Source organism: Dehalogenimonas sp. W (assembly GCF_037094495.1).
Classification (GTDB): Bacteria; Chloroflexota; Dehalococcoidia; order Dehalococcoidales; family Dehalococcoidaceae; genus Dehalogenimonas; species Dehalogenimonas loeffleri.
Map to the genome: position 1 here is coordinate 300,941 of NZ_CP146612.1, position 16,787 is coordinate 317,727.

A 16,787-nucleotide genomic window follows, 5' to 3' on the forward strand; every position below is an offset into this window, starting at 1 on the left:
GCTTATGAGCCAGTTGCCTGAAGTTATCACCGCCCTGCTGCAACCGTCCCAATACCCTGATGAATGCCCGCAACAGGTGGAGTTGCTCCAGACCCAGATGTCCTTTGTGTTATTGACCGGTAAGTACGCTTACAAAATCCGAAAACCGGTCAACCTGGGGTATGTGGATTATTCCACGCTGGAAAAGCGCAAACTGTTCGGCGAAAAGGAACTGGTGCTTAATCGCCGGTTGTGCCCCGGCTCTTATGTCGGACTGGTGCCGGTGGTGCGTAATCATAAGGGCAAAATCCAGCTCGGCGGTGAAGGCGAGACGCTTGATTATGCCGTCAAGATGAACCAGTTGCCCTTGACCGGCATGATGGATCATCTGTTGCAAACCAACCGCCTGACCGGCGACATGGTGGCAGCAGTGGCCAGGAAGATGGCCTTTTTTCACGCTGAAGCCGCTACCGGAGGCGAAATCAACCGGTTCGGCTCACTGGACACCATCAGCGGCAATATAGCCGAGAACTTTGAACAGAGCCGGCCGTATATCGGCCGGGCGCTGAGTCAGCGCCAATTTGATGCCTTGCGCAGTTACTTTGACCGGTTCCTGGCGGATCACGCGGCGATGTTGGACAACCGCATTGCCGGCGACCACATCCGGGATTGCCACGGCGATTTACATTCCGCCCACGTCAACTTCAACGGTAGCGACATCTGTATCTATGACTGTATTGAATTCAATGACCGCTTCCGCTACGGCGACACGGCTTCAGAAATTGCCTTTCTGGCAATGGATCTGGACCGTCACGGACGCAGTGACCTGCGGCAAATTTTTGTTAAGGAATATGTTCACGCCAGCGGCGACCGGCGGCTGTACGCACTGCTGAAGTTCTATCAGGCGTATCGCGCTCATATCCGGGCTAAAGTGGCCTGTTTCAAGCTGGACGACCCGTTTGTGTCCCCGGAAGAAAAAGCGGCGGAACTGGCAAAAGCTCAGGGGTATTTTGACCTGGCAACGGCTTACATCCTGCCGCGGCCGCAGCTCTTCATTACCACCGGCGTGACCGGCTGTGGTAAATCAACCCTGGCCGCTGAGCTGACCCGTCACCTGGGACTGAGGCACATTTCCTCTGACATCACCCGCAAAACCCTGGCCGGGCTGGCACCGGAAACGCCGGCGCCGGCGGCATTCGGTCAGGGGCTATATTCTCCGGAACAAACCCTCCGCACCTATAACGCCATGCTGAACGAAGCCGGCAAAGTGCTGGCCGGCGGCGAGTCCGCCATTTTGGACGCAACCTTCCTGCGGCGTGATGACCGGGCGGCTGCCCTGAAGCTGGCAGCCCAATACGGCGCGGAGGCGATGATAATTGAATGCCGGTTGAGCGAGCCGGAGCAACTGGCCCGCCTTGACCGGCGACAGAAAGAGGCAAGTGTTTCCGACGGTTGCCGGGAAATCTATGCCCACCAAAAAGACCGGCTGGAACCGGCGGATGAACTGCCGGTTGGCCGAAATCATGTTATAATTGACACTCAGGACTCTGTTGAAGCGAACGTGCGGCAGATAGTTGACCTCCTGGTTTAAGGTCGGCAGAAGCCGTTGAATATTATTTAGAAAGGTTTGCCATGTCACCAAAATCCGATATCAAAGACGCCGGGCTGGCGGCTGCCGGTAAGGAACGCATTGCCTGGGCCGGGCGTGAAATGCCGGTGCTCAAACTTATCGCCGAACGATTTGAAAAGGAACAGCCCTTTAAGGGCGTCCGCATCGCCGCCTGTCTGCACGTCACTACCGAAACCGCCAATCTGGCGCTGACGCTGAAAGCCGGCGGTGCCGACCTGATACTGTGCGGCTCCAATCCGTTGTCCACCCAGGATGACGCAGCGGCGGCGCTGGATGCTTACGGCATTCCGACCCACGCCATCAAGGGTGAAGATGACGCCACCTATTACAAACACATCATGTCCGCGCTGGAAGTCCAGCCCCAATTGACGGTGGACGACGGGGCCGACCTGGTGACCACCCTGCATACCAAGCGCACTGAGCTCCTGAGCGGGGTTATCGGCGGCACCGAGGAGACTACGACCGGCGTCATCCGGCTGCAGGCTATGGCCGCCGACGGGGCCTTGAAATACCCCATCATCGCTGTTAATGACGCCAAAACCAAACACCTCTTTGACAACCGCTACGGTACCGGGCAGAGCACCCTGGACGGCATCACCCGGGCCACCAACGTGCTGTGGGCCGGGAAAAAGGCGGTGGTGGTCGGCTACGGCTGGTGCGGTCACGGTCTAGCCCTGCGCGCCAGCGGCATGGGATCGCACGTTATTGTCGTTGAGGTTGATCCGGTACGGGCACTGGAAGCGGTCATGGACGGTTTTGCCGTCATGCCGATGGAAGATGCCGCCAGAATCGGTGACATCTTCGTAACCGTTACCGGTGACAAAAACGTCATTGACGCCAATGACTTCGCGGTGATGAAAAACGGCGCCATCATGGCTAATTCCGGCCATTTCAACTCAGAAATCAACATCCCGGCGCTGGAAACCATGGCCGCCGGTAAACGGACCCTCAAACCGTACGTGGAAGAGTATCTGATGCCCGACGGCCGCAAACTCTACCTGCTGGGCGAAGGCCGGCTGATTAACCTGGCCGCGGCTGAAGGCCATCCGGCCAGCGTCATGGACATGAGTTTTGCCAATCAGGCGCTGGGGCTGGAATACCTGGTAAAGAACCGCGGCCAGCTGAGCGCCGGGGTGTACCCGGTTCCGGCTGATCTGGATGATAACGTAGCCGCTCTCAAGCTGACCAGCCTGGGGGTGACCATTGATACCCTGACTGAGGAACAAAAAGAATACCTGTCCAGCTGGCAGGAGGGAACTTAGGAGGCATGATGTTAAGCTGCAAGGACTCGGAAAAATACCTTTTTACATCGGAATCGGTGACCGAAGGCCATCCGGATAAAATGTGCGATCAGGTTTCTGACGCGGTACTGGACGCCATTATCGGCAAAGACCCTTTTGCCCGCGTTGCCTGTGAAACCGCGGTGACCAACGGCCTGGTTTTTGTGCTGGGAGAAATCACCACCCAGACCTATGTGGAAATACCCGAACTCGTCCGCAACGTGGTACGCGAAATCGGCTATACCAATCCGGAATGCGGCTTTGACTATAAATCCTGCGGCGTGATGGTTTCCATTAACAAGCAATCCGCTGACATTGCCCTCGGGGTCGGCCAGTCCGCCGAGGCCAAAGCCGGCTCCAGCGACCCGCTGGACGCTGTCGGTGCCGGTGATCAAGGTATGATGGTGGGCTATGCCTGTAATGAAACGCCGGAGCTGATGCCGCTGGCCATCGCGCTGTCCCACCGGCTGACCCGCCAGCTGGCTCATGTCCGCAAACAGGGCATTATTCCCTACCTGCGCCCCGACGGTAAAAGTCAGGTCACGGTAGAATACCAGTACGGTGTCCCGGTCAGGATTGAAACCGTGGTTATCGGCGCTCAGCACGACGACGGAGTCAGCCAGGAACGCATCTACGAAGATATCCTCAGCCACGTTATCCGGCCGATTATTCCCGCCGAACTGGCCGACGACAAAACCAATTATTATGTAAATACAACCGGACGGTTTATCATCGGCGGCCCGGCCTCCGATACCGGCTTCACCGGCCGCAAGATACTGGTGGATACCTACGGCGGCTTTGCCCGTCACGGCGGCGGGGCCTTCTCCGGCAAGGACCCGACCAAGGTGGACCGTTCCGCCGCCTACATGGCACGCTACGTTTCCAAGAATATTGTCGCCAGCGGTCTGGCCGACCAGGTGGAGATGCAGATTGCCTACGCCATCGGCCGCGCGCAGCCGCTGTCGGTTTCTCTGGAAACCTTCGGCACCGCCAAAGTCACCCAGGAAAAACTGATGGAACTGGTGGGGAAACATTTTGACCTGCGGCCGGCCGCCATCATCAAAAACCTAGACCTGCGCCGACCTATTTATCGCCAGACCGCATCTTACGGCCACTTCGGCCGGACGGATATTGACCTGCCCTGGGAACGCGTGGATAAAGCCGCGGCGTTGAAAGCCGACGCCGGGCTGTAAAGGCTGGGTAAAGTGATGAACGCCAAGGATAAAGTTATACCGATTAAATTCGGTACCGATGGCTGGCGGGATTTGATCGCCCGCAATTTCACGTTTGATAACGTGGCCATCTGCGCCGCCGGATACGCCCGCTATCTCAAGGAAACCGGGGCGGCGGGCCGGGGAATCGTCATTGGTTACGATACCCGGTTCCTGTCAGCCGATTTCGCGCTGGAAACGGCCATGGTGTTGAACGCCGCGGGCATCAGGGTCAGCCTGTCCCGCGAAGCGGTGCCGACCCCCACTGTCAGCTTCAGTTCCCTGAAACGCAACGCCGGCGGGGCGGTGGTCATTACCGCCAGCCATAATCCGGGGCATTGGAATGGTTTCAAAATCAAGTCCGCCTCCGGCTCATCCGCCCCTCCCGAGGAAGTGGCGGTGATTGAAAAGCACATCAGGGCCATCTATGAAAGCGGGATGACACCTGAACGCCTCAGTCCGGACAAGGCGGCCGCTCAGGGGCTGTTGGAACGGGTGGATCTGGCTCCGCCCTATCTGGAAAACCTGGGAACGCTGGTTGATCTGACCAAGCTGCGGCAGTCCGACAACACCATCATGCTGGATTCCATGCACGGTGCCGGTGCCGGATACTTCCGCCGCCTGCTGGGTGAAGATTATCCGATGACGGAAATCAAGGGCGAGATTAACCCGGCCTTTCCCGGCATGCAGCAGCCGGAGCCGATTGACGGCAACCTGACGGAACTGAAGGCGGCGGTTGTTCGGCAGGGCGTCAATGTAGGGCTGGCAACCGACGGCGATGCCGACCGTCTGGGCGTGGTGGATGAACGAGGCAATTTTGTAACTCAGCTTCAGGTGATGTCCCTGCTGGCGATGTACCTGCTGGAGGTGCGCGGCCAGCGCGGCGCTATTATCAAGACTATCACCACGTCAGCCATGCTTAATAAACTGGCCGGGCTGTACGGCGTACCGATTTTTGAGACCGCGGTCGGCTTCAAGAACATCGCCCCCTTGATGGAACGTGAAAATGCTATCATCGGCGGCGAGGAAAGCGGCGGCTACGGCTTCCGGAATCATGTTCTGGAACGGGATGCCATGCTGGCCGGTCTGTACTTTCTGGATTTCATGGCCGCCACCGGCAAGACGCCTTCAGAGCTGCTGGCCGACTTATACAGCAAGGTTGACCACCACGATTACAACCGGATTGATATCGGCTTTGACGAGGCCGCCAGGCAGGCGGTGATGGACCGGTTACTCAAGGCCGACCCGGACCGGCTGGACGACCGCGCGGTAGTTAAAGACACCATTGACGGATTCCGTTTCACCTTTGAAGACGGCGCCTGGCTGTTAATCCGGGCTTCCGGTACCGAACCGCTGTTACGTATTTATGCCGAGGCCGATTCCATGGCCCGGGTCAACCGCTTACTGGAACTGGGAAAACAACTGGCAGGAGTTTAATGATGAACGAAATAATGCTGGACCAAACCGAGACGTATGAAAAACTTGATCCTGAGGGCATGGGGCAGCGCATCCGCGAGTTACCCGAAACCCTGCTGAACGCCTGGAATCAGGCCGCTGAGTTTGAACTGCCGGATTATCAGGGTATTGATAAGGTGCTGGTGCTGGGCATGGGCGGTTCGGCCATCGGCGGCGATCTGGTGCGCCGGCTGCTGATGAGCGAATCCAAAGCCCAGATCAGTGTGCTGCGGGATTATGACCTGCCCGGCTGGGTGGACGATAAAACACTGGTAATCGCCTCCAGTTATTCAGGAAATACCGAGGAGACATTATCAGGGTTTGAACAGGCCTTAAACGGCCCGGCGAAGAAGCTGGTTATTACCACCGGCGGGCGATTGCTGGAATTGGCCCGGGAACATGATATTCCGGCTTTTGTCTTTGATTACAAAGCTCAACCACGGGCTGCCGTAGCCTGGGGCATATTTCCACTGCTGAACTTCCTGACCCGTATGGGATTGGCGGCGGACAAGAATCCCGATGTTTCAGAAGCGGCGCTGGTTACTGAGCAATTCGCCCGGAAAATAGAGCCCGGCAAGGCCCTGAGTCACAATCTGGCCAAGGAAATGGCCTATAAGCTATTCGGGCGCATCCCGGTGGTTTACGGCGCCGGATTAGCCGTTGAGGTGGCCTACCGCTGGCAGACCCAGTTCAGTGAGAACGCCAAGCAATGGGCGTTTTCTCAAACCTTCCCGGAACTGAATCATAACGCTATTGCCGGCTATCAACTTCCCGAACAACTGGTGCCCAGTCTGGCGGTGGTGATGCTGCGCTCCAACCACCTGTCGGAACGCATCGTCAAACGATATTATGTTACCGCCGACCTGCTGGGCAAATCCGGCGCCAGGGTCAACTTTGCCGACGGCCGGGGCATCAGCCCGCTGGCCCAGATGATGAGCCTGATTCTGATGGGTGATTATGTCAGCTACTACCTGGCACTGCTCAATAACGCCGACCCGTCGCCGGTGGAGAATATCAGTTATCTTAAGAAACGGCTGGCCGAATCCACTTAACCGCGTAACTCATCTTAAACAAAAAAACCGCCTCTTTCAGGCGGTTTTTTTATATCAATAAAGAAAGCCCGCACGGCATATGCCGTGCGGGCCTATTTTCGGATGTAAAACCTAACCGGGTATTAACGCTTGGTGTACTGCGGCGCCTTACGGGCGCGTTTCAAACCAGGCTTCTTGCGTTCTTTGGTGCGTGAATCCCGGGTCAGTAACCCGTTTTCCCGCAGCACGCCCTTATGGTTCTCGTCAGCAGCGACCAGCGCCCGGGACAGACCCATAGCGATGGCATCAGACTGCCCGGCAATTCCGCCGCCGGAGCACTTGACCATCACGCTGAACTTGCCAACCGTATCGGTTACTTCAAACGGCTTCATCACCGAGCGCAGGTATTCCGGCCGGTTAAAGCGCTCTTCAAACGGCTTGCCGTCCACTACAATGGCACCCTTACCGGGGGTCAAACGTACCTGAGCGACGGCAGTCTTACGCCGGCCGGTGCCCTGAAAATAATTCTTCTTTTCCATCTTTATAATTCCTCGCTGCTATTAGGCTTCTTTGGCGGCCGATACCTGGCCCAGGTGCGGATGTTCCGCGCCGGCGTACACCCGAAGTTTAGTAATCATCGCCGCGCCCAGCCGGTTCCGGGGCAACATGCCGCGGATAGCGCGTTCAATGGCAAAAGTGGGCTTTTTGGCCATCATTTCATTCAGACTGGCTTTGCGGAAGCCGCCGGGATAACCGGAGTGACGGTAGTACAATTTGTCAGTACCCTTTTTGCCGGAAAAATCCACCTGGGCGGCGTTAACGACGATGACGCCGTCGCCGGTATCCAGATGACGGCAAAAAATCGGCTTGTGCTTGCCCATCAGGAGCCGAGCTGCTTCAGTCGCTACCTGCCCCAGCACTTTGCCCTTGGCATCAATGACATGCCATTCCCGGGTGATTTCTCCCGCTTTAACATTATAGGTTTTCATTGTAATCTCCCAAATCCTTCACATAATTAACACTGATCAGGCACAGGCCTTTGCCCGGTACCGCCGGTCCGGCTGAGCCGGGCACCGCCGCGGTCATCAGTTCACTAAACTCATCCAGAGTCATTTTTCCCTGACCAACCTTGATCAGAGAGCCGACGATGTTCCGTACCTGATGCGGCAGGAACGAAGCCGCCTTAATCCGGAACGTAATCTCGGCATCCTGCCGGACAACTTCCGCGGCGTCCACCCGGCGGATGGTGCTGCCCGCCTTCTTACCCAGCCTGCTGGCAAAGGCGGCCATATCGTGGTTACCCACCAGCATCGCCGCCGCCTGATTCATGGCTGATAAATCCAGCTCACCATACACCCGGTAACTGTATCGTTCCCGCAGCGGCGAAGGCACCGGACTGTGCCAGATGTGGTAACAGTATTCCCGGCTGACGGCGTGACGCCGAACATCAAATTCTTCAGGCACCCGATACACGCCCAGCACGGCGATTTCCGCCGGCAGAAAGTGATTCAGCGCGGTAGCTACGGTTTCCAGCGGCAAATCAAGTTCAGTCCGAAAACTGACTACCTGACCGGTAGCCGAAACCCCGGCATCGGTACGGCCGGCAAGGTGTACCCGAATCTTTGTCCCAGCCAGCTTTTCAAGCGCGGTTTCCAGTTCCGACTGAATAGTTGCCCCGTGACGTTGCGCCTGAGAGCCACGATACCCTGTCCCGTCATATTCAATTGTTAAAACCAGTTTTTGCTTATTTAGAGCAGCCAAAACAAAGCTACTTGAGCAACTCCACCACGGCCATTGGTGCGGCATCACCCTGACGCGGCTCCAGTTTGATGACCCGGGTATAGCCGCCTTTACGGTCGGCGAATCGTCCGGCCAACTCATCAAACAGCTTGGAAACCACCTTTTCGTCATAGATAAAGGCCAGCGCCCGTCGCCGGGCATTCAAGTCACCCTTTTTGCCCAAAGTGACCATCTTTTCCGCTACCCGCCGGATTTCCTTGGCGCGGGATTCGGTAGTGGTTATTTTTTCATAACCGATCAAATCAGTCACTAAGCCACGGAAAAGGGCCTGGCGCTGCCCGGAATCACGATCAAAACGTTTGCTTCTTAGTCCGTGTCGCATATTATCTCACCTTACTCAGCGGCCGCATCAGCGCGCTTGCGCCGGGGCTTTTTTGTTTCTTCTTCTACTTCTTCAACCACCCCGGACAGTAATCCCTCCGGTGCGTTGAACGACAGGTCAAACGCCTGCAGGCGTTCTTCAAGCTCATTGAGGCTCTTCAGACCGAAGTTGCGCAGACCCATTAATTCGTCAATGCCTTTGCTGAGCAGTTCGCCGACGGTATTGAGACCGGCATGCCGCAGACAGTTAAGGGAACGAACCGAAAGATCCAGTTGCTCAATGGGCATGTTGAATTTTTCTTCGGGAATCGCCAGTTTCACCGGTGGTGTATTAGAGATCTTCAGCGCCGGAGCACCGATTTCGGTGAATGGCTGAAAATGACTTACCAAAACCCCCGCTGACTGAGATATGGCGTCAGCCGGCGACATGGTGCCGTCCATCCAGATGCGCATATGCAGACGCTCGTAGCTCATTTCCTGCCCCATGTGAACCGGTTCAATTTCATAATTGACCTTTTCCACCGGGCTAAAAATGGCGTCCTGAGGAATAGTACCGATAGCGGCATTGTCAGCGGCAGCAGCTTCAACGAACCCACGGCCGATCTCAACTTCCATCTCAACATATAAATGGGAATCGGCGTTATCCAAAGTAGCCAGATACAGATCCGGATTGGCTACTTCAAAATCGGATGACTTTGCAATATCACCGGCGGTGACCTGACGGGCGCCTTTAACGTCTAGGACCAGTCTCCCCGGATGGCCGGACAACGGCTTCAGTCTCAACCCTTTAAGGTTAAGCAGAAAGTTCATCGTATCTTCTTTGGCTCCGGGTAACGGCGAAAATTCATGCTGTACGCCTTCAATGCGCACCTGAGTAACGGCAGCGCCGATCAGCGAGCTTAACAAGACCCTTCTCAGGGCATTGCCGATAGTAGTGCCGAAACCCTTTTCCAACGGTTCTACCGTGAAATGGGCGTAGGCCTCATCAGCTTCTTTTGTTGCAATTAGGGGCTGGGCAATTTCTGTCACAGCCTGACCTCCTTAAGAATGAACCAACTAGCGTGAATAATATTCCACCGCAGCCTGGGGATCCAGTTTCTGGTCCAGGTCACCACGAGTGGGTAACGATACCACTTTACAGACAAGGGTTTTCCGGTCGACCGACAGCCAATCCGGAACAACCTTGGTGCCTATAACCTCGAGCACACGCTGGTAATAGGCTGTCTTGGTGCTCGTTTCACGGAAACCGATCTCGTCGGATTCGCGTACCACATAGGACGGAATATCCAGTTTACGGCCGTTAATCGTGAGATGACCGTGGCGCACCAATTGTCTGGCCTGGGCGCGGGAATCCGCCAGTCCCAACCGGTAAACGACATTGTCCAAACGTCTTTCCAGCAAGACGATAAAGTTATCACCGGTGACACCGGGTAGCCGTTCGGCTTCCGCAAAGAAACGCCGGAACTGACGTTCCAGAACACCGTAAGTGTAACGAATCTTCTGCTTTTCCCGCAGCTGGGTGCCGCGATCAGATAACCGGCGTGGGCGACCGGCCTGAGGACCGGGCGGCTTGGGCCGTTTATCAAAAGTGCATTTAGACACGCACTTGTTGCCTTTAAGCATAAGTTTTTCACCGCTGCGGCGGCATTGACGACAAACTGCTAAATAATATCTGGCCATAATCCTCTATACCCGCCTTCTCTTGGGAGCCCGGCAACCATTGTGGGGAATGGGCGTCACGTCCCGGATACCGGTCACTACCAGGCCGGAGGCCTGAAGCTGACGAATAGCTGCTTCGCGGCCGGACCCGGGGCCCTTGACGAGCACCTCCACCTGACGCAAACCGCTCTCCATCGCCTTTTTAACACAGTTCTGGGCTGCCATCTGAGCCGCATAAGGCGTACTCTTGCGGGAACCCTTGAACCCGGCATTACCGGCGCTGGTGGATGCCAGGGCGTTACCCTGCATATCGGTCAGCGTGATAATGGTATTGTTGAAGGTCGCCTGAATAAAGGCTTTACCTACCGGTATATTCTTCTTTTCTTTTTTCTTGACGCCAGTGCGTTTTTTGGTCGCCATTAAAGCCTCCTACTTGGTGTAACTGTCATATTATTTCTTCGCCGCGCCGCGTTTCTGACCGCGTCCGGCAACTGTCTTGCGCGGGCCGCGCCGGGTACGGGCATTAGTCTTGGTGCGCTGGCCATGCGCCGGCAAACCCCTGCGGTGCCGCATACCCCGATATGAACCGATATCGGTCAGCCGCTTTACGTTCAGGGTAATTTCCTTGCGCAGATCACCTTCAACACGATATTCCTTGTCAATGACTTCGCGCAAATGATTAAGCTCTTCATCGGTCAGATCACTCACCTTGGTGGTCTGTTCAATATTCAGCCGATCAAGTATCTTGACGGCCAGGGTGGGTCCGATACCGAAAATATACGGTAAGGAATAAACCACCTGTTTGTTACGGGGAATATCAACACCGGCAATACGTGCCATTTCTGCCTCCTAACCCTGTCTCTGCTTATGTTTGACGTTGGGGCAGATGTTTCTGACAACGCCCTTGCGCCTGATAATTCTGCATTTTTCACATCTCGGTTTGACCGAAGCTCTGACTTTCACCATTATCTCCTTTGACTGTTTACGATTTGAACCGGTAAGTAACGCGACCCCGGGTCAGGTCATAAGGCGACAGCTCCACCAGGACGCGGTCACCGGGTAATATTCTGATGTAATGAACACGCATTTTGCCCGATATGTGCGCCAGAACCTCATGGCCGTTGGCCAGTTCCACCCGAAAGGTGGTGTTGGGGAGGGCTTCCAGCACCGTACCCTCAACTTCTATGGCGTCCTTTTTAGGCATAATATCCGGCAGGCTAGCCAGCCACCGTCAGCACCTCCGCTTCCCCGTCGTTAATGGCAATGGTATGTTCAAAATGGGCGGATAGCAACCCGTCACCAGTGGAAACAGTCCAGGCATCTGGTCCGACTTTTGTCCGCCAGGTACCTTGATTCAACATGGGTTCAAGGGCCAGGGTCATCCCCTTTTTCAGCAACATACCGCTGCCGGAGCGCCCATAGTTGGGCACCGACGGGTCTTCGTGCATCTCACGACCGATGCCGTGTCCGGTATATTCCCTGACTACCCCGTAACCGCGGGATTCCGCGTACTGTTGAATAGCGGCTCCGACATCGCCCAGCCGTTGGCCGGCTTTAGCCGCCGCGATACCAGCCGCCAGAGCGGCTTCAGTAGCCGTAATAAGAGCCGCGGCCTCATCTGAAACTGCCCCAACACCCACCGTAATGGCCGCATCGCCCTGAAAACCGTCTACAACGGCGCCCAGATCCAGCGACACGACATCGCCTTCCAGCAAAACCCTTTCACCGGGAATACCATGAACGATCTGTTCATTAACCGAAATACACAAGCTGCCGGGAAAGCCGCGATAGCCCTTGAACGAGGGCACCCCGCCCAAGGCCCGAATCATCTCTTCAGCCTTTTTATCCAATTCTATGGTTTTCATTCCCGGTTTCAGTTGATGCTTCAATTCCATCAGCGCATTCCCGACAATCCGTCCGGCGCGGCGCATGATAATAATCTCTCGTTCAGATTTAATTATAATCCCCATTAACCCTGTTTCAATGCTTCCGTGATTCGTGCAGTGATATTTTCAATATCCCCCTGCCCGTTAATCTCGGCCAGAACTCCCCGCTGCCGGTAGTACTCAATCAGCGGTGCGGTTTCCCGGAAATATACCTCCAGGCGGCTTTTTACCGTCTCCGGAGTGTCATCCGGCCGTTGATACAATTCACCGCCGCACTTCCGGCAGGAGGCAGATGCTTCCCGATCAGCACCGGAGTAAGTCGCCTGACAACTGCGGCAAACCCAGCGGTCGGACAAACGCCTTTCCAACTCGGCCTGCGGCACAGCGATATAAACCACCCGGTCAACACGCTCACCCTGTGCTTCCAAGGCAGTGCTTAACGCTTCCGCCTGAGACAGTGTCCGGGGAAACCCGTCCAGAATAACTCCGGCAACGTTCTCCAACTCACTGATTCTATTGAGCACCATGGCAACAGTCACGCTGTCGGGTACCAGTTGCCCATTTTCCAAGTACGTTTTTACCTGTCGCCCGAGTTCATCGTCCCGCTCAATAGCCTTGCGAAACAAATCACCGGAAGCCAGGTGAGCCAGATTGGCCCGACCGGCGACCAACGCCGCCTGCGTACCCTTGCCGGCGCCCGGGGCGCCCAGAAAAACTACATTATACATTATTCTGCTCTACTTGATAAAGCCTTCATACCGGCGCATTACCAACTGGGCTTCCAGTTGCTTCATGGTATCCAATACGACACCAACCACGATCAACATCCCGAAACTGGAAAGCTGTAAGGTCTGCACCGATGTTATCTCCCGAGCCAGAAAGGGCATGACGGCCACCGTAGCCAGAAACAGCGCGCCCGCCCAGGTGATATTGCGGATAACACCATTCAGGTAGTTGGAAGTCATCTTGCCGGGTCGGATACCCGGAATAAAGCCGCCCTGCTTTTGCAGTGTGCCCGGCAAATCCTGCTGCTGAAACACAATCATTGTATAGAAAAAGGCGAACGCCATGGTCAGCAGGAAGAACATACCCCAGTAAAACAATCCAATCGGCAGTTCGGCACTGGGACTGAACCAGTTGACAATAGTATTGGCAAAATTAGGGTCGGTCCCCGCCGGATTGGCAAAATAACTGGCCACCGTACCGGGAAAGATTATCAGCGCCGAAGCGAAGATCAACGGAATCATGCCGGCGGTATTAACCCGCAAAGGGATATGAGAGGCCCCGCTCTGCCGGTACATCCGGCCGCTTTTGATAACGGTCTTAGCATATTGTACCGGTACCCGGCGGTGTGCCTCGGTAAAAATAACAATTAAGATGGTGGTTGCCAGGGCGATTAAGGCGTACACCGCCAAACCCAGGAATTGATCCTGAGCCAGGAAACCCTGGCCGATAAGCTGCGGTAGTCCGGCTACGATCCCGGCGAAGATAATGATGGAAACACCGTTACCGATACCGTACTGGGTGATTTGTTCGCCCAGCCAGACCAGGAACAACGTTCCGGCCGTCAGTGAAACGATAATCGCCGCGGTTACCAGCGGTTCGGAAGCGGCAACAACGCCTTCCCGCTGCAGCAGCACCAGTTGTCCCCAGCCGCCCATGGCTGCCAGGGGCACGGTAATCCAATGGGTAAACATATTTATTTTATTACGACCAGCCTCGCCTTCCTGGGAAAGTCGCTGTAAAACCGGTACCACCGGTGTCATCAGCGTCATAACGATGCTGGCTGTAATATAAGGATAAACACCTAAGGCAACCAAACTAAAATTACGCAAGGCGCCGCCGGAGAAGATATCCAGCATCCCCAGGACGGCATTTGAGCCCATCAGGTCATTCAAGGCCTGAGCGTCAACACCCGGCATCGGGACATGCGCGATAAAGCGGAAAGCTACCAGAATACCGATGGTAATCAGGATGCGCCGGCGTAAATCCGGCAGGCTAAAAGCATCCATCATCGCCTGGAGCAGTTTAGGTCGGCTCGATTTCTCGGCCATTTTAGATTTCCTCTACCTTGCCGCCGGCGGCTTCTATCTTAGCGCGGGCAGCAGCGGTAAAGCGATTGGCTTTTACCACCAGCGCCCGGTCAAGCTCGCCATTGGCCAGAATTTTTACCGGAGCCTTGGTATTTTTTATCAGATTACGGGCAACCAGCACCTCCGGAGTGATTTCGGTATCAGCCTCAAACACATTAAGCGTGCCGACATTAATAATACTGAATTCCACTCGGAAAGGGTTCACAAAACCACGTTTCTGCGGTAATTTCTTAATCAGCGGGTTCTGACCGCCTTCAAAACCAGGGCGAACTTTGCCGCCGGCCCGGGCTTTCTGGCCTTTAAGACCTTTTCCGGAATAGGCGCCGTGCCCGCTGGCATCACCGCGGCCGACCCGTTTGCGGTCTTTACGCGCACCCGGGGAAGGAAACAATTCGTGTTCTTTCATTATTCTGCCTCCGCCACTTCAACGAGATGCCTGACTTTTTGAATCATACCGCGAATGGCCTGATTGTCTTCATGCACCACCGTCTGGTGCATCCGCTTAAAACCAAGAGACTCAATAGTTGCCTTTTGGTCTGCTTTATATCCAATAGTGCTCTTAACCCAGGTGACTGCCAGCTTAGCCATTAACAACCTCCCCGGTTGCCGGACCCCGCCGCCGGGCTATGGCGATCTTGGGATCTTTAATCTGTGACAGTGCTGACACGGTCGCCCGGGCGACATTGGTCTTATTAGCGCTGCCCAGCGACTTGGTCAAAACGTCTTTGACTCCGGCAGTTTCCATCACCGCCCGCACGCTGCCGCCGGCGATAATCCCGGTACCGGGCGCGGCAGGCTTGAGGAATACCTCGGCGCCGCCGAAACGCACACGGATTTCGTGATGAATAGTGGTGCCCTTCATATCAACCTTAATCAGGTTCTTTTTAGCCGTAGCGCTGGCCTTGGCTATCGCTACCGGCACTTCTTTGGCTTTACCCAAACCGACACCGACATGACCGGCACCGTCACCGGTTACAACCAAAGCTGAAAAGGCCATTCTTTTACCGCCTTTAACTACCTTGGTGACCCGGTTGATATAGATGAGTTTGTCATTTAAAGACAACTCTTCCGCATCAATTTTTGAAATTACTTCTCTTTTATTAGCCACATAGCCTCCTAGAACGACAATCCGGCCGCGCGGGCCGCATCAGCCAGGGCTTTAACCCTGCCGTGGTATTTAAAGCCGCCTCGGTCAAACACGACTTCCTTTATGCCGGCTTCCTGGGCTCGCCGGGCGACTGCCTGACCGACCATTTCCGCCTGCGCGACCTTTGGGGCCGCCGCAGATTTCTCTTTCAGCTCGGTATCTAACGTGGACGCCTGTACCAGCGTTGCGCCCCGGCTGTCATCAATCACCTGAGCATAAATATGCTCCAGCGAACGGAATACGCACAGCCTCGGCCTTTCGGCACTGCCTTCAACCTTCTTGCGAAGTCTGATATGCCGCACCTTGCGGGCATAACGAGAATCTGTTTTAGTCATTATTTACCCGCCTTTCCGACCGCTTTGCCGGGTTTTAGTTTAATTACCTCACCGGTATAACGGATGCCTTTGCCCTTATAGGAGTCAGGCTTGCGGACACCGCGAATCTCAGCGGCAACCTGCCCGACCTTTTCCTTGTCAATCCCGGAAACCTTCAATTTGGTAGGTGTTTCCAAAGTAAAATTGACGCCGGCAACCGCCGGAATCTGAACGGTATGAGAATAGCCAACCCGTAAAATCAGGTTTTCACCGTCTTTCTCAGCCCGGAAACCGACCCCGACAATATCCAATCCTTTGACGTATCCCTCGTTGACGCCCTGAACCATATTGGCCAGCAGCGAGCGGGTCAGTCCATGCAAGGCCCGATGATCGGGAGCATCGGACGGACGCGCAACAACCAGTTTGCCGTCATCCTGTGTAATAACCATATCCGGATTAAAGGTGCGTTTCAGCTCTCCTTTTGGTCCCGTTACGGTCACTTCATTTCCTTCAATGGTCACCTTCACCCCCTGGGGAAGGGCCACCGGTAATCTTCCAATTCGTGACATCGTATATTCCTCGACTCTTTTACCAGACTTTCAAAAGCAGTTCACCACCGACGCCCTGCCGCCAGGCCTGGTAGCCGGTCATTACCCCGCGGGAAGTGGACAGAACAGTAATGCCCAACCCGCCGTAAACACGGGGAATCTCCCCGCGCTGAACATAGACCCTCAATCCCGGCTTGGAGATCCGCTCCAGACCATTGACCATGGGCACGCCTTTTTCATCGTAGCGTAAGGCTACTTTGATATGGCGTTTGGGTTTATCACCAATCAGCTCAAAGCCGGAGATAAATCCTTCCTGCTTCAACAACTTGGCAATATTTTGTTTCACCCGCGACTCCGGAACCAGAGTGCTGTCATGTCCTGCCATTGAGGCGTTGCGGATCCGGGTTAGCATATCGGCAATCGGATCAGTCAT

24 protein-coding genes are annotated in these 16,787 nt (G+C 55.4%); 5 read left to right on the plus strand and 19 right to left on the minus strand.

The annotated features are described in order from the left end of the window. Positions 1–4 precede the first annotated feature (4 nt). The 5 genes from V8247_RS01440 to V8247_RS01460 are packed head-to-tail and all read left to right on the plus strand — an operon-like array spanning position 5 to position 6,607. Positions 5–1,570, plus strand: a complete 1,566-nt coding sequence (locus V8247_RS01440; protein WP_338738046.1) for an AAA family ATPase — start codon at positions 5–7, stop codon at positions 1,568–1,570. Positions 1,571–1,611: 41 nt separating this feature from the next. Further along, positions 1,612–2,871, plus strand: a complete 1,260-nt coding sequence (locus V8247_RS01445) for an adenosylhomocysteinase (protein ID WP_338738048.1) — start codon at positions 1,612–1,614, stop codon at positions 2,869–2,871. 8 nt (positions 2,872–2,879) lie between these two features. Next, complete coding sequence (metK, locus tag V8247_RS01450) at positions 2,880–4,082, plus strand: methionine adenosyltransferase (protein WP_338739267.1); 1,203 nt, start codon at positions 2,880–2,882, stop codon at positions 4,080–4,082. A 15-nt stretch (positions 4,083–4,097) separates the two neighbouring features. After that, a complete protein-coding gene (locus V8247_RS01455; RefSeq protein WP_338739269.1) occupies positions 4,098–5,537 on the plus strand; it encodes a phosphoglucomutase/phosphomannomutase family protein in 1,440 nt (479 codons plus the stop codon). Positions 5,538–5,539: 2 nt separating this feature from the next. Next, positions 5,540–6,607: a bifunctional phosphoglucose/phosphomannose isomerase gene (locus V8247_RS01460; protein WP_338738050.1), complete on the plus strand. Its 1,068-nt coding sequence runs from the start codon at positions 5,540–5,542 to the stop codon at positions 6,605–6,607. A 122-nt stretch (positions 6,608–6,729) separates the two neighbouring features. On the opposite strand, the gene rpsI is transcribed toward V8247_RS01460, so the two are convergent. The 19 genes from rpsI to rpsH are packed head-to-tail and all read right to left on the minus strand — an operon-like array spanning position 6,730 to position 16,787. Beyond that, positions 6,730–7,125: a 30S ribosomal protein S9 gene (gene rpsI, locus V8247_RS01465; RefSeq protein WP_338738052.1), complete on the minus strand. Its 396-nt coding sequence runs from the start codon at positions 7,123–7,125 to the stop codon at positions 6,730–6,732. Between the two features lie 21 nt (positions 7,126–7,146). Further along, positions 7,147–7,575: a 50S ribosomal protein L13 gene (gene rplM, locus V8247_RS01470; RefSeq protein ID WP_338738054.1), complete on the minus strand. Its 429-nt coding sequence runs from the start codon at positions 7,573–7,575 to the stop codon at positions 7,147–7,149. Then, a complete protein-coding gene (gene truA / locus V8247_RS01475; protein ID WP_338738056.1) occupies positions 7,562–8,347 on the minus strand; it encodes a tRNA pseudouridine(38-40) synthase TruA in 786 nt (261 codons plus the stop codon). Before truA ends, rplM begins: the two co-directional genes overlap by 14 nt. Before the next feature lie 7 nt (positions 8,348–8,354). Beyond that, positions 8,355–8,708 (minus strand): 50S ribosomal protein L17, encoded by a 354-nt coding sequence (rplQ, locus tag V8247_RS01480; protein WP_338738058.1) that lies wholly within the window; start codon positions 8,706–8,708, stop codon positions 8,355–8,357. 11 nt (positions 8,709–8,719) lie between these two features. Then, complete coding sequence (locus V8247_RS01485) at positions 8,720–9,736, minus strand: DNA-directed RNA polymerase subunit alpha (protein WP_338738060.1); 1,017 nt, start codon at positions 9,734–9,736, stop codon at positions 8,720–8,722. A 27-nt stretch (positions 9,737–9,763) separates the two neighbouring features. Continuing rightward, entirely contained in the window at positions 9,764–10,387 is a 624-nt protein-coding gene (gene rpsD, locus V8247_RS01490) for a 30S ribosomal protein S4 (protein ID WP_338738062.1), read from the minus strand. 6 nt (positions 10,388–10,393) lie between these two features. Continuing rightward, entirely contained in the window at positions 10,394–10,786 is a 393-nt protein-coding gene (gene rpsK, locus V8247_RS01495; RefSeq protein ID WP_338738064.1) for a 30S ribosomal protein S11, read from the minus strand. A gap of 30 nt (positions 10,787–10,816) precedes the next feature. After that, the gene (rpsM, locus tag V8247_RS01500; protein WP_338738066.1) at positions 10,817–11,206 is read right to left on the minus strand and encodes a 30S ribosomal protein S13; all 390 of its coding nucleotides are present in this window, start codon (positions 11,204–11,206) and stop codon (positions 10,817–10,819) included. Positions 11,207–11,215: 9 nt separating this feature from the next. Beyond that, positions 11,216–11,329 (minus strand): 50S ribosomal protein L36, encoded by a 114-nt coding sequence (rpmJ, locus tag V8247_RS01505; RefSeq protein ID WP_013218517.1) that lies wholly within the window; start codon positions 11,327–11,329, stop codon positions 11,216–11,218. Positions 11,330–11,348: 19 nt separating this feature from the next. Next, a complete protein-coding gene (infA, locus tag V8247_RS01510) occupies positions 11,349–11,570 on the minus strand; it encodes a translation initiation factor IF-1 (protein WP_338738068.1) in 222 nt (73 codons plus the stop codon). 13 nt (positions 11,571–11,583) lie between these two features. After that, positions 11,584–12,336 carry a type I methionyl aminopeptidase gene (gene map, locus V8247_RS01515; RefSeq protein ID WP_338738070.1) on the minus strand — a complete coding sequence of 251 codons (753 nt, stop codon included), beginning with the start codon at positions 12,334–12,336 and terminating at the stop codon, positions 11,584–11,586. Then, the gene (locus V8247_RS01520) at positions 12,336–12,980 is read right to left on the minus strand and encodes an adenylate kinase (protein WP_338738072.1); all 645 of its coding nucleotides are present in this window, start codon (positions 12,978–12,980) and stop codon (positions 12,336–12,338) included. The genes map and V8247_RS01520 overlap by 1 nt, the downstream gene beginning before the upstream one ends. Positions 12,981–12,989: 9 nt before the next feature. Continuing rightward, positions 12,990–14,306, minus strand: coding sequence for a preprotein translocase subunit SecY (secY, locus tag V8247_RS01525; protein WP_338738074.1), 1,317 nt, complete (start codon positions 14,304–14,306; stop codon positions 12,990–12,992). Position 14,307: 1 nt separating this feature from the next. Beyond that, complete coding sequence (rplO, locus tag V8247_RS01530; RefSeq protein WP_338738076.1) at positions 14,308–14,751, minus strand: 50S ribosomal protein L15; 444 nt, start codon at positions 14,749–14,751, stop codon at positions 14,308–14,310. Continuing rightward, positions 14,751–14,933: a 50S ribosomal protein L30 gene (rpmD, locus tag V8247_RS01535; protein WP_338738078.1), complete on the minus strand. Its 183-nt coding sequence runs from the start codon at positions 14,931–14,933 to the stop codon at positions 14,751–14,753. Before rpmD ends, rplO begins: the two co-directional genes overlap by 1 nt. Then, positions 14,926–15,432 (minus strand): 30S ribosomal protein S5, encoded by a 507-nt coding sequence (gene rpsE, locus V8247_RS01540; RefSeq protein WP_338739276.1) that lies wholly within the window; start codon positions 15,430–15,432, stop codon positions 14,926–14,928. Before rpsE ends, rpmD begins: the two co-directional genes overlap by 8 nt. 29 nt (positions 15,433–15,461) lie before the next feature. Continuing rightward, the gene (rplR, locus tag V8247_RS01545) at positions 15,462–15,827 is read right to left on the minus strand and encodes a 50S ribosomal protein L18 (RefSeq protein WP_338738080.1); all 366 of its coding nucleotides are present in this window, start codon (positions 15,825–15,827) and stop codon (positions 15,462–15,464) included. Next, positions 15,827–16,375 (minus strand): 50S ribosomal protein L6, encoded by a 549-nt coding sequence (gene rplF / locus V8247_RS01550; RefSeq protein WP_338738082.1) that lies wholly within the window; start codon positions 16,373–16,375, stop codon positions 15,827–15,829. The genes rplR and rplF overlap by 1 nt, the downstream gene beginning before the upstream one ends. A 19-nt stretch (positions 16,376–16,394) precedes the next feature. Next, positions 16,395–16,787 carry a 30S ribosomal protein S8 gene (gene rpsH / locus V8247_RS01555; protein WP_338738084.1) on the minus strand — a complete coding sequence of 131 codons (393 nt, stop codon included), beginning with the start codon at positions 16,785–16,787 and terminating at the stop codon, positions 16,395–16,397.

What these genes read in the sequence shown, in the direction of transcription:
- V8247_RS01440 (WP_338738046.1), top strand. Translation starts at nt 5, where the DNA reads ATGAGCCAGTTGCCTGAAGTTATCACCGCCCTGCTGCAACCGTCCCAA.
- V8247_RS01445 (WP_338738048.1), top strand. Translation starts at nt 1,612, where the DNA reads ATGTCACCAAAATCCGATATCAAAGACGCCGGGCTGGCGGCTGCCGGT.
- metK (WP_338739267.1), top strand. Translation starts at nt 2,880, where the DNA reads ATGTTAAGCTGCAAGGACTCGGAAAAATACCTTTTTACATCGGAATCG.
- V8247_RS01455 (WP_338739269.1), top strand. Translation starts at nt 4,098, where the DNA reads ATGAACGCCAAGGATAAAGTTATACCGATTAAATTCGGTACCGATGGC.
- V8247_RS01460 (WP_338738050.1), top strand. Translation starts at nt 5,540, where the DNA reads ATGAACGAAATAATGCTGGACCAAACCGAGACGTATGAAAAACTTGAT.
- rpsI (WP_338738052.1), bottom strand. Translation starts at nt 7,125, where the DNA reads ATGGAAAAGAAGAATTATTTTCAGGGCACCGGCCGGCGTAAGACTGCC.
- rplM (WP_338738054.1), bottom strand. Translation starts at nt 7,575, where the DNA reads ATGAAAACCTATAATGTTAAAGCGGGAGAAATCACCCGGGAATGGCAT.
- rplQ (WP_338738058.1), bottom strand. Translation starts at nt 8,708, where the DNA reads ATGCGACACGGACTAAGAAGCAAACGTTTTGATCGTGATTCCGGGCAG.
- rpsD (WP_338738062.1), bottom strand. Translation starts at nt 10,387, where the DNA reads ATGGCCAGATATTATTTAGCAGTTTGTCGTCAATGCCGCCGCAGCGGT.
- rpsK (WP_338738064.1), bottom strand. Translation starts at nt 10,786, where the DNA reads ATGGCGACCAAAAAACGCACTGGCGTCAAGAAAAAAGAAAAGAAGAAT.
- rpsM (WP_338738066.1), bottom strand. Translation starts at nt 11,206, where the DNA reads ATGGCACGTATTGCCGGTGTTGATATTCCCCGTAACAAACAGGTGGTT.
- infA (WP_338738068.1), bottom strand. Translation starts at nt 11,570, where the DNA reads ATGCCTAAAAAGGACGCCATAGAAGTTGAGGGTACGGTGCTGGAAGCC.
- map (WP_338738070.1), bottom strand. Translation starts at nt 12,336, where the DNA reads ATGGGGATTATAATTAAATCTGAACGAGAGATTATTATCATGCGCCGC.
- V8247_RS01520 (WP_338738072.1), bottom strand. Translation starts at nt 12,980, where the DNA reads ATGTATAATGTAGTTTTTCTGGGCGCCCCGGGCGCCGGCAAGGGTACG.
- secY (WP_338738074.1), bottom strand. Translation starts at nt 14,306, where the DNA reads ATGGCCGAGAAATCGAGCCGACCTAAACTGCTCCAGGCGATGATGGAT.
- rplO (WP_338738076.1), bottom strand. Translation starts at nt 14,751, where the DNA reads ATGAAAGAACACGAATTGTTTCCTTCCCCGGGTGCGCGTAAAGACCGC.
- rpmD (WP_338738078.1), bottom strand. Translation starts at nt 14,933, where the DNA reads ATGGCTAAGCTGGCAGTCACCTGGGTTAAGAGCACTATTGGATATAAA.
- rplR (WP_338738080.1), bottom strand. Translation starts at nt 15,827, where the DNA reads ATGACTAAAACAGATTCTCGTTATGCCCGCAAGGTGCGGCATATCAGA.
- rplF (WP_338738082.1), bottom strand. Translation starts at nt 16,375, where the DNA reads ATGTCACGAATTGGAAGATTACCGGTGGCCCTTCCCCAGGGGGTGAAG.
- rpsH (WP_338738084.1), bottom strand. Translation starts at nt 16,787, where the DNA reads ATGACTGATCCGATTGCCGATATGCTAACCCGGATCCGCAACGCCTCA.